The sequence below is a fragment of the Mycobacterium sp. ACS1612 genome (genome assembly GCF_001667505.1).
Classification (GTDB): Bacteria; Actinomycetota; Actinomycetes; order Mycobacteriales; family Mycobacteriaceae; genus Mycobacterium.
In genome coordinates, this window is record NZ_LZHZ01000074.1 from 140,369 (window position 1) to 151,019 (window position 10,651).

A 10,651-nucleotide genomic window follows, 5' to 3' on the forward strand; every position below is an offset into this window, starting at 1 on the left:
GAGCTCTCCTTTATAAGGGGTACAAAGTGCGCGCCACGCATGATCCGGCGTCGCAATTGCTCTTCAGGATAGCCGGTGAGCTGCATAGGCTCCAAAACAGGGAGCGCCTTGACGCGAAACCGGAGGTACCGTCTAACCTACCGGTTGGTTGGGTCGATGACGACGACGGGAGAGCGCGTGGCCTCATCGCTGGACGTGGTGCGCATCGGCAACTGCTCGGGGTTCTACGGCGACCGGCTCGCGGCCATGCGCGAGATGCTCACCGGCGGCGATCTGGACTACCTGACCGGCGACTATCTGGCCGAGCTGACCATGCTGATCCTGGCCCGCGACCGGGCCAAGTCGCCCGAGCGCGGCTACGCCAAGAGCTTCCTGATCCAGCTCGAGGACTGCCTCGGGCTGGCACTCGACAAGGGTGTGCGGATCGTCGCCAACGCGGGCGGGCTGAACCCCGCCGGGTTGGCCACCGCGGTGCGGGCACTGGCCGAGCGGCTCGGCCTGACGGTCAACGTGGCGCACGTCGAAGGCGACGACCTGGTGGGGCGCGCTGACGAGTTGGGATTCGGAGTCGCGGCGACGGCGACATCGGGCGGAGGTCCGGTGTTGGCGGCCAACGCCTATCTCGGCGCCTGGGGCATCGCCGACTGCCTACGCGACGGCGCCGACGTGGTGGTGACCGGCCGCGTCACCGATGCGTCGGTGATCGTCGGGCCCGCCGCAGCCCACTTCGGTTGGGATCGCTCCGACTACGACGCACTTGCAGGCGCGGTGGCCGCGGGCCACGTCATCGAATGCGGGGCGCAGGCCACCGGAGGCAACTACGCCTTCTTCACCGAACTCGCCGACCTGACGCATCCCGGATTCCCGCTCGCCGAGATCCATGCCGACGGCTCGTCGGTGATCACCAAGCATCCCGGCACAGGCGGCGCGGTGACGGTGGGCACGGTGACGGCCCAGTTGCTCTACGAGATCGGCGGTGCCCGTTACGCCAATCCCGACGTGACGTTGCGGGTGGATACCATCGAACTGTCCGACGACGGCCCCGACCGGGTGCGGATCAGCGGGGTCAAGGGCGAGCCGCCCCCACCGACGCTGAAGGTGTCGCTGAACAGCATCGGCGGATTCCGCAACGAGATGACGTTGGTGCTGACCGGTTTGGACATCGAGGCCAAGGCCGACCTGGTGCGCAGGCAATTGGAGACCAGCCTGACGGTCAAGCCCGCCGAGATGGAGTGGACACTGGCGCGCACCGATCACGCTGACGCCGACACCGAAGAGACGGCCAGCGCGCTGCTGCGGTGCGTCGTCCGCGACCCCGACCCCAAGACTGTCGGACGCCAATTTTCTTCTGCAGCAGTCGAACTCGCGCTGGCCAGCTATCCGGGATTCACCAGCACCGCACCGCCGGGCGACGGTCAGGTGTACGGGGTGTTCACCCCGGGATACGTCGACGCCACCGAGGTGCCGCACGTCGCCGTGCACGCCGACGGCACGCGGGTGGACATCGCCGCGGCCACCCAGACGCTGGAGCTTGCGCCGGTACCCCCATTCGCGCTGCCCGAGCCGTTGCCGTTCGGCGAGACGCGCCGGGTGCCGCTCGGTCAAATCGCAGGCGCGCGCAGCGGCGACAAAGGTGGCTCGGCGAATGTCGGGGTGTGGGTCCGCAGCGCCCAGCACTGGCGGTGGCTGGCGCATACGTTGACCGTCGAAAAGCTGCGCGAATTGCTCCCTGAGACAGCGGATCTGCCTGTCACTCGCCATCTGTTGCCAAACCTGTGGGCCGTCAACTTTGTCATCGACGGTCTGCTCGGTCACGGCGTCGCGTATCAGGCGCGGTTCGACCCGCAGGCCAAAGGCCTCGGCGAGTGGCTGCGCAGCCGAACCATCGACATCCCGGAGAGTTTTCTATGAGCATCTGGAACACACCTGAGCGCGAGCAGTTGCGAAAGACGGTGCGCGCCTTCGTCGAACGCGAAGTCCTCCCACACGTCGACGAGTGGGAGCGATCGGGCGAACTGCCGCGCGAGTTGCATCGCAAGGCGGGTGACCTCGGCTTGCTCGGCGCCGGGCAACCGGAAGCGGTGGGCGGTGCAGGCGGCGACGGCGCCGACGCGGTGATCATCTGCGAGGAAATGCATTACGCCGGTTCACCGGGCGGCGTGTTCGCCTCGCTGTTCACCTGCGGGATCGCGGTGCCGCACATGATCGCCTCCGGCGACCAGCGGTTGATCGACACATACGTGCGGCCGACATTGCGCGGCGAGCTGATCGGCAGCCTGGCCATCACCGAACCCGGCGGCGGTTCCGACGTCGGCCACCTCACCACGCGGGCCGTCCGCGACGGGGACGACTACATCATCAACGGCGCCAAGACCTACATCACCTCGGGGGTGCGCGCCGACTACGTGGTGACCGCCGCCCGCACCGGCGGCCCCGGCGCCGCGGGGGTTTCACTGATCGTCGTGGACAAAGACGGACCGGGATGCTCACCCGGTCTGCAAGTCAGCCGCAAGCTCGACAAGATGGGCTGGCGGTCCTCTGACACCGCCGAGTTGTCCTACACCGAAGTTCGAGTGCCTGCGGCGAACCTGGTCGGCGCCGAGAACACCGGTTTCCTGCAGATCGCCTCGGCGTTCGTGTCCGAGCGCGTCGGCCTTGCCGCACAGGCATATTCGAGCGCACAGCGGTGCCTCGACCTGACCGTCGAGTGGTGCCGCAACCGGGAGACCTTCGGCAAGCCGCTGATCTCGCGGCAATCGGTGCAGAACACCCTCTCCGAGATGGCCCGGCGCATCGACGTGGCGCGGGTGTACACCCACCATGTCGTCGAACGCCAGCTGGCCGGCGAGACGAACCTGATCGCCGAGGTGTGCTTCGCCAAGAACACCGCTGTCGAGGCGGGCGAATGGGTGGCCAACCAGGCGGTGCAATTGTTCGGCGGCATGGGCTACATGGCCGAGTCCGAGGTCGAACGGCAGTACCGCGACATGCGCATCATCGGCATCGGTGGGGGCACCACCGAGATCCTCACCTCGCTGGCCGCGAAGATGCTGGGCTTCCAGTCGTGACCGCATTACGTTCCACCCTCGACGCAGGGTCCGCCGGTTATGCCCAAGCCGCGGAAGCGATGACGGCCAAGCTCGCCGAACTCGACGCCGAACACGCCAAGGCCCTTGCCGGTGGCGGCGATAAATACGTCAAGCGTCATCACGACCGCGGCAAGATGACCGCCCGCGAGCGCATCGAGTTGCTGCTCGATCCCGATTCGCCGTTTCTCGAACTGAGCCCGTTGGCCGCGTGGGGCACCCCTTTCACGGTGGGCGCCAGCGTGGTGGTCGGCATCGGCGCTATCGAAGGCGTGGAGTGCCTGGTGGTCGCCAACGACCCCACCGTCAAGGGCGGCACCAGCAACCCGTGGACGCTGCGAAAGATCCTGCGGGCCAACCAGATTGCTATGCAGAACCGCCTTCCGGTGGTCTCACTGGTGGAGTCGGGTGGCGCCGATCTGCCCACCCAGAAGGAGATCTTCATCCCGGGTGGGCAGATGTTCCGCGATCTGACCCGACTGTCGGCCGCGGGCATCCCGACCATCGCGCTGGTGTTCGGCAACTCCACGGCGGGCGGTGCGTACATCCCTGGCATGTCCGACCACGTCGTGATGATCAAGGAGCGCTCGAAGGTGTTCCTGGCAGGCCCGCCGCTGGTGAAGATGGCCACCGGTGAGGAGTCCGACGACGAATCGCTTGGCGGCGCCGGAATGCACGCCCGTGTCTCGGGGTTGGCCGACTACTTCGCCGTCGACGAACTCGACGCCATCCGCATCGGCCGCCGTATCGTCGCCAGGTTGAACTGGCGCAAGCACGGTCCCGCGCCCAAACCGTTCACCGACCCGCTGTTCGACGCCGAGGAGCTGATCGGCATCGTCCCTTCGGACCTGCGCATCCCGTTCGATCCGCGCGACGTGATCGCCCGCATCGTCGACGGTTCTCAGTTCGACGAGTTCAAGGCCCTCTACGGGTCGTCGCTGGTGACAGGGTGGGCCACGCTGTACGGCTATCCGATCGGCATCCTGGCCAACCACCGAGGCGTGCTGTTTTCCGAGGAGTCGCAGAAGGCCACCCAGTTCATCGAGCTGGCCAACCGGTCCGACACGCCACTGCTGTTCCTGCACAACACCACTGGCTACATGGTGGGCAAGCAGTACGAGGAAGGCGGAATGATCAAGCACGGCTCGATGATGATCAACGCCGTGTCGAACTCGACCGTTCCGCACATCTCCCTGCTGATCGGCGCCTCCTACGGCGCGGGCCATTACGGCATGTGCGGACGAGCCTACGATCCGCGCTTCCTGTTCGCATGGCCCAGCGCGAAATCCGCGGTGATGGGCGGCGCGCAACTGGCAGGGGTGCTGTCGATCGTCAGCCGCGCGGCCGCCGAGGCCCGCGGCCAACGGGTCGACGAGGAAGCGGACGCCGCGATGCGCGCCGCGGTCGAAGGTCAGATCGAGGCCGAGTCACTGCCCATGGTGTTGTCCGGCATGCTCTACGACGACGGCGTGATCGACCCGCGCGACACCCGCACCGTGTTGGGAATGTGCTTGTCCGCCATCGCCAATGGCCCGATCAAGGGGACGTCGAACTTCGGCGTCTTCCGGATGTGAGCCCACATGATCTTTAGAGTCTTGGTCGCCAACCGGGGTGAGATCGCCCGCCGGGTGTTCACCACCTGCCGCAGGTTGGGCATCGGCACCGTCGCGGTGTACACCGATCCCGACGCCGCGTCCCCTCACGTGACGGAGGCCGACGCGGCGGTGCGCCTCGAGGGCCGCAATGGATACCTCGACGCCGCGCAGTTGATCAATGCCGCCCGCGCTGCGGGTGCCGACGCGATCCACCCGGGATACGGATTCCTCTCGGAGAACCCCGATTTCGCGTCCGCGGTGATCGACGCGGGCCTCACCTGGATCGGGCCGCCGGTGGCCGCAGTCGCCGCGATGGGGTCGAAGATCGAGGCCAAGAAAATGATGGCCGCTGCCGGTGTGCCGGTGCTCGAGGAACTCGACCCGGAGACCGTGACCGCCGACCAGTTGCCGGTGCTGATCAAGGCGTCGGCTGGCGGCGGTGGCCGCGGCATGCGGGTGGTCCGTGAATTGTCCACCCTGCCAGCACAAGTGGAGGCGGCGCGGCGCGAGGCGCAGTCGGCGTTCGGGGATCCGACGGTGTTCTGCGAGCGCTACCTGGCCACCGGCCACCACGTCGAGGTGCAGGTGCTCGCCGATCAGCACGGCACCGTGTGGTCGGTCGGCGAACGCGAATGCTCGATCCAACGCAGGCACCAGAAGATCATCGAGGAGGCGCCGTCGCCTCTGGTCGAGCGCACCCCGGGGATGCGCGCCAAGCTTTTCGACGCCGCCCGGCTCGCCGCGACCGCGATCGGATACACCGGCGCGGGCACCGTCGAGTTCATGGCCAGCCCAGATGGTCCCGGCGCGGGGTCCTTTTATTTCCTCGAGATGAATACCCGACTTCAGGTCGAGCACCCGGTCACCGAGGAGACCACCGGACTCGACCTCGTCGAACTGCAACTGCAGGTCGCTGACGGCGGGAGCCTCGACCCGGAACCGCCTCCGTCGCAGGGATATTCGATCGAAGCGCGGTTGTACGCCGAAGACCCCGCGAAGGGATGGCAGCCGCAGGCGGGCACGGTGCATCACTTCGACGTGCCCAGCGCCGCCTCATTCGCTCCTCGCGTGCGCAGTGTCCGCCTGGACACCGGCGTCGTCGACGGCTCCGTGGTGTCGGTGTTCTACGACCCGATGCTCGCCAAGGTCATCTCGTATGCGCCGAACCGGCGTCAGGCGGCGACTGTGCTCGCCGACGCGCTGGCGCGCACCCGCATCCACGGCGTGCGCACCAACCGCGACCTGCTGGTGAACGTGCTGCGCCATCCGGCGTTCCTCGACGGCGCCACCGACACCGCGTTCTTCGACACCCACGGGCTTGCCGAACTGGCAGCGCCGCTGGCCGACGACGCCGCCGTCAAGCTGTCGGCGCTGGCCGCGGCGCTCGCCGACGCGGCGCACAACCGCAGCGCCGCAACGGTATTCAGCGCGGCGCCGAGCGGCTGGCGCAACCTGGCGTCCAGCTACCAGACCAAGTCCTACAGCGCAGCCGAGGAGACGCACGAGGTGCGCTACCGGTTCACCCGCGCCGGGACGGAACTGCCGGACCACGACGGCGTGACACTGGTGAGCGCGCACCCCGACCGGGTGGTGCTGTCGCTCGACGGCGTGCACCGCGCGTTCGACGTGGCCCGCTACGGTGCCGACGTCTTCGTCGACTCTCCGCTGGGCCCAGTGCAACTCGTCGCCCTGCCGCGTTTCCCCGACCCCGACTCCGCCGTCGCGCAGGGCTCACTGCTGGCGCCCATGCCCGGCTCGGTGCTGCGGGTAGGCGCCGCGGTGGGCGAAACCGTGACGGCGGGTCAGCCCCTGATCTGGCTCGAGGCGATGAAAATGGAGCACACCGTCACCGCGCCGAGCGACGGCGTGCTCGCCGAGCTCAACGTCGAGGCCGGCCAGCAGGTCGACGTCGGCACCGTCCTTGCCCGCGTGGACACCGCTGAAGGAGACGCACAATGACAGGCTTCATCGAAGCTGAAGAACAGCAGGCCTTGCGAAAGGCCGTCGCCGCGATGGCGGCCAACTACGGCCAGGACTACTACCTGGAGAAGTCCCGGGCAGGTCAGCACACCGACGAATTATGGAGCGAGGCAGGCAAACTCGGCTTCATCGGCGTCAACCTGCCCGAGGACTACGGCGGCGGCGGTGCGGGCATGTACGAGCTGTCGATGGTGATGGAGGAGATGGCGGCGGCGGGCTGTCCGCTGCTGATGATGGTGGTCTCCCCCGCGATCAACGGCACCATCATCGCCAAGTTCGGCACCGACGAGCAGAAGAAGCGGTGGCTGCCCGGCATCGCCGACGGTTCGACCACGATGGCGTTCGCGATCACCGAACCGGACGCGGGCTCCAACAGCCACCGCATCACCACGACGGCGCGACGCGACGGCAGCGACTGGATCCTGTCCGGGCAGAAGGTGTTCATCTCGGGCATCGACCAAGCGCAGGCCGTGCTAGTCGTCGGGCGCACCGAGGAACTGAAGACCGGCAACCTGCGGCCCGCGCTGTTCATCGTGCCGACCGACACAACAGGGTTGTCCTGGACCAGGATCGACATGGAACTGGTGACGCCGGAAAGCCAGTTCCAGGTGTTCCTCGATGAGGTGCGGCTGCCGTCGGATGCGCTGGTCGGTTCGGAGGACGCGGCCATCGCGCAACTATTCGCCGGGCTGAACCCGGAGCGGATCATGGGCGCGGCCAGCGCAGTGGGCATGGGCCGGTTCGCGATCAACAAGGCCGTCGACTACGTCAAGTCGAGGCAGGTGTGGAAGACGCCGATCGGCGCGCACCAGGGCCTGTCGCATCCGTTGGCGCAGAACCACATCGAGATTGAACTTGCCAAGCTGATGATGCAGAAGGCCGCGTCGCTGTACGACGCAGGCGACGATGCGGGCGCGGCCGAGGCTGCGAACATGGCCAAGTACGCCGCCGGTGAAGCGTCGGTGCGCGCGGTCGATCAGGCGGTGCAGTCGCTGGGCGGCAACGGGCTGACGAAGGAATACGGCATCGCCGCGGCGGTGACGGCGTCGAAGCTGGCACGCATCGCGCCGGTGAGCCGGGAGATGGTGCTCAACTTCGTCGCGCAGACGTCGCTCGGACTACCCAGGTCATATTGATGCCTACCCTCGTCCACTACGCCGTCGAGGGACCCGTCGCCCGGATCACCCTCGACTCGCCAGACAACCGCAACGCCTTGTCGACGAGGCTGGTCGACCAGTTACACCAGGCCTTCATCGAAGCCACCGAGGAGTCCGGGGTGCGGGCGGTGGTCCTCGACCACACCGGCGGCACGTTCTGTGCCGGCGCGGACCTGGCCGAGGCGGCCGGGCGCGACCCCGGCGAGCTAGCGGTGTCCCGAGCCCGTGAACTCACCGCACTGCTGCGGCGAATCCTCGAATTGCCGGTGCCGGTGATCGCGGCGGTGGACGGGCACGTCCGGGCGGGTGGGCTCGGTCTGGTCGGCGCATGCGACATCGCGGTCGCGGGCCAGGCCAGCACATTCGCCCTGACGGAGGCGCGCATCGGCGTCGCGCCGTCGATCATCTCGCTGACTCTGCTGCCGAAGATGTCCGCGCGCGCCGCCGGTCGTTACTTCGTCACCGGCGAGAAGTTCGGCGCGGCCGAGGCCGCCGACATGGGTCTGATCACCCTCGCGGCCGACGACGTCGCAGCCACGGTCGCCACACTGACCGCCGAGATCGCCAAGGCATTCCCGCAGGGATTGGCCGCGTCCAAGGCGTTGACCACCGCCGCGATCCTGGAGGCGTTCGACCGCCGGGCCGACGAGCTGACCGAGCAATCTGCGCGACTGTTCGTCTCCGAGGAGGCGCGGGAAGGGATGCTGGCCTTCCTGCAGAAGCGCCGGCCGCGTTTGCCTGACTCCTGAGAGTAACTTGCCAGAAATAAGGGTAAGCCAAGCTAGGCATGCAGCTGTACGATTATTGACGTAACCGTTAGACAGTTGCACACGCAACCTTGATGGAGGTTAGGATCGGTTAATCGGGCGTACGGGGCGCCCACTTGAAGTAAGGGAGACTTCATGAAGCGAACACTTATTGCAGCCGCTGCAAGCGCCATCGGAGGCCTGGGGGCCGTTGGTCTGATGTCCGCCGCGCCCGCGCAGGCCGACTGCTCAGACCCGAGCGACCCCGGCTTCACCTTTCCGTTGACGCCGGCACGTGTCGTGTGCGTCGCGAATGAGCAGGCTGGGACTTTCGCGATGACCGTCAGCCCGGCATACAACATCGATCGTTTTCTGAACGGGAATCCGACTGAGGGCGGAGGTCGCGATGGGCTCGGAATCTTGGACCAGCCCCAAACGTTCGTCAACAGCATCGCCGACTTCTTGAACGGGCCACGCAGCCCCGAATAGTCCGCAACGATAAGTCAACGGGCACTTGCATATTCGCGCAGGTGCCCGTTTTCTTGTGCCCGGTCGCGTAGGCTAAGCGACCGATGACCCGTCACGTCCTCGTCACCGGTGCGACCGGCGCACTGGGCCGGAAGCTGGTTGGCGCGGCGACGGCCGCCGGACATCAGGTCCGCGCGATGAGCCGACGCAGTCACGTCGGCTACACGGGTGTGCACTGGGCCCAGGGCGATCTGTTGACCAACACCGGCGTCGACGCCGCAGTTGATAGCGTGAATGTGGTGGTGCACTGCGCCACTCAGGGCACTGCCGACAAGGACGTCACGTCGACCGAGAATCTGATCACAGCGGCGCGCAAAGCGGACGTTGATCACATCGTCTACGTGTCGATCGTCGGCATCGACCGGATCCCTTTGCCGTACTACAAAACCAAGCTGCGCGTAGAGCAGACCTTGCAAGCCTCGGGCGTCGGACACACCGTGCTGCGCGCGACCCAATTCCACGACCTGATCAAGATGACGTTCGCGATCCAGCGGTTCTCCCCGCTGCTGTGCGCCGTCAAGGGCATGCGGTTCCAGCCCATCGACACCGGCGACGTCGCCAACCGGCTCGTCGAGTTGATCGACGCCGAACCCGCAGGACGGGCGCCCGACATCGGCGGCCCCACCGTGCACACCCACGCCGAACTCGCCCGCATCTATCGCAGCGCCCACGGCGGCCGTCGACCCGTGGTGGAGGTACCGGCACCGGGGCGCATCGCGGCCGGCTACCGCACGGGGGCGAACCTAGCTCCGGACAACCCGGTGGGCACCATCAGCTTCGCCGAATACGTGGCCCAACACGCATAAGTTTGCTCACCTAGCAGCTTCGCCGGAATGGCCGAGAGCACAGTTTGGCCAACGCCCTTGCATGTGCCAGCGTTAGTCGTAGTCTCGATATCGATGAGCACTCCAGCGCCGCGGAACAGTTCGATGCGTGCTGCAGACACCGATCGGATCCAGGTGGCGCAGTTGCTCACCGACGCCGCCGCCCAGGGCCGGTTACCACTGAGCGAATACGAAGACCGGCTGACGAAGGCGTATGCCGCGCAGACCTACGACGAACTCGACCGGATCAGCGCCGACCTGCCCGGTGCGGTCACCCGGGCGCGTGGCGGCGGGCCGTGCCGGCCCGCGCCGTCGACTCTGCTGCTGGCGATCATGAGCGGCTTCGAGCGCCGCGGCCGATGGAACGTGCCCAAACGCTTGACCACCTTCGCGTTGTGGGGCGGCGGCGTGGTCGATCTGCGGTATGCCGACTTCACCTCACCGGAGGTGGAGATCCACTCGTACTCGATCATGGGCGGGCAGACCATCCTGGTGCCGCCAGAGGTGAACGTCGACTTGCGCGGCGTCGGGGTGATGGGCACGTTCGAGCAGAGCGTCAACGGTGAAGGGTCCCCTGGCGCGCCGTGCGTGCGGATCCGCGGTTTCTCGCTGTGGGGCAGCGTCGGCGTCAAGCGCAAGAAGCGCAAGGCCGCCTAGTTGTACCTAGTCACGACGTTGGTAGCAGTCGGCTGATCGGTGGGAGGCCGCCGAGTGCGCTGTGACGGCGTCGAGTGT

The 10,651-nt window shown here is 67.1% G+C and carries 9 protein-coding genes; all 9 read left to right on the forward strand.

Annotated elements, in window-relative coordinates; all coding sequences use genetic code 11:
* The first annotated feature begins 198 nt into the window (after positions 1-198).
* The 9 genes from A5724_RS31945 to A5724_RS31985 all read left to right on the forward strand — a co-directional run bounded on the left by A5724_RS31945 (position 199) and on the right by A5724_RS31985 (position 10,573).
* On the forward strand, positions 199-1,911 hold the full coding sequence (locus A5724_RS31945; RefSeq protein ID WP_197518874.1) for an acyclic terpene utilization AtuA family protein: 1,713 nt from the start codon (positions 199-201) through the stop codon (positions 1,909-1,911).
* The gene (locus A5724_RS31950; protein WP_067811994.1) at positions 1,908-3,068 is read left to right on the forward strand and encodes an acyl-CoA dehydrogenase family protein; all 1,161 of its coding nucleotides are present in this window, start codon (positions 1,908-1,910) and stop codon (positions 3,066-3,068) included. Before A5724_RS31945 ends, A5724_RS31950 begins: the two co-directional genes overlap by 4 nt.
* A gap of 59 nt (positions 3,069-3,127) precedes the next feature.
* Positions 3,128-4,660, forward strand: a complete 1,533-nt coding sequence (locus A5724_RS31955) for an acyl-CoA carboxylase subunit beta (protein WP_197518876.1) — start codon at positions 3,128-3,130, stop codon at positions 4,658-4,660.
* A gap of 6 nt (positions 4,661-4,666) precedes the next feature.
* On the forward strand, positions 4,667-6,640 hold the full coding sequence (locus A5724_RS31960) for a biotin carboxylase N-terminal domain-containing protein (RefSeq protein ID WP_067811999.1): 1,974 nt from the start codon (positions 4,667-4,669) through the stop codon (positions 6,638-6,640).
* Positions 6,637-7,797, forward strand: coding sequence for an acyl-CoA dehydrogenase family protein (locus tag A5724_RS31965; protein ID WP_067812000.1), 1,161 nt, complete (start codon positions 6,637-6,639; stop codon positions 7,795-7,797). The genes A5724_RS31960 and A5724_RS31965 overlap by 4 nt, the downstream gene beginning before the upstream one ends.
* Entirely contained in the window at positions 7,797-8,567 is a 771-nt protein-coding gene (locus tag A5724_RS31970; RefSeq protein WP_067812002.1) for an enoyl-CoA hydratase family protein, read from the forward strand. The genes A5724_RS31965 and A5724_RS31970 overlap by 1 nt, the downstream gene beginning before the upstream one ends.
* Positions 8,568-8,720: 153 nt before the next feature.
* Entirely contained in the window at positions 8,721-9,053 is a 333-nt protein-coding gene (locus A5724_RS31975) for a hypothetical protein (protein ID WP_156752545.1), read from the forward strand.
* An 83-nt stretch (positions 9,054-9,136) separates the two neighbouring features.
* Entirely contained in the window at positions 9,137-9,898 is a 762-nt protein-coding gene (locus A5724_RS31980; RefSeq protein WP_067812004.1) for an SDR family oxidoreductase, read from the forward strand.
* 93 nt (positions 9,899-9,991) lie between these two features.
* The gene (locus tag A5724_RS31985) at positions 9,992-10,573 is read left to right on the forward strand and encodes a DUF1707 domain-containing protein (RefSeq protein ID WP_067812009.1); all 582 of its coding nucleotides are present in this window, start codon (positions 9,992-9,994) and stop codon (positions 10,571-10,573) included.
* Positions 10,574-10,651: the final 78 nt, after the last annotated feature.

What these genes read in the sequence shown, in the direction of transcription:
- A5724_RS31950 (WP_067811994.1), top strand. Translation starts at nt 1,908, where the DNA reads ATGAGCATCTGGAACACACCTGAGCGCGAGCAGTTGCGAAAGACGGTG.
- A5724_RS31955 (WP_197518876.1), top strand. Translation starts at nt 3,128, where the DNA reads ATGACGGCCAAGCTCGCCGAACTCGACGCCGAACACGCCAAGGCCCTT.
- A5724_RS31960 (WP_067811999.1), top strand. Translation starts at nt 4,667, where the DNA reads ATGATCTTTAGAGTCTTGGTCGCCAACCGGGGTGAGATCGCCCGCCGG.
- A5724_RS31965 (WP_067812000.1), top strand. Translation starts at nt 6,637, where the DNA reads ATGACAGGCTTCATCGAAGCTGAAGAACAGCAGGCCTTGCGAAAGGCC.
- A5724_RS31970 (WP_067812002.1), top strand. Translation starts at nt 7,797, where the DNA reads ATGCCTACCCTCGTCCACTACGCCGTCGAGGGACCCGTCGCCCGGATC.
- A5724_RS31975 (WP_156752545.1), top strand. Translation starts at nt 8,721, where the DNA reads ATGAAGCGAACACTTATTGCAGCCGCTGCAAGCGCCATCGGAGGCCTG.
- A5724_RS31980 (WP_067812004.1), top strand. Translation starts at nt 9,137, where the DNA reads ATGACCCGTCACGTCCTCGTCACCGGTGCGACCGGCGCACTGGGCCGG.
- A5724_RS31985 (WP_067812009.1), top strand. Translation starts at nt 9,992, where the DNA reads ATGAGCACTCCAGCGCCGCGGAACAGTTCGATGCGTGCTGCAGACACC.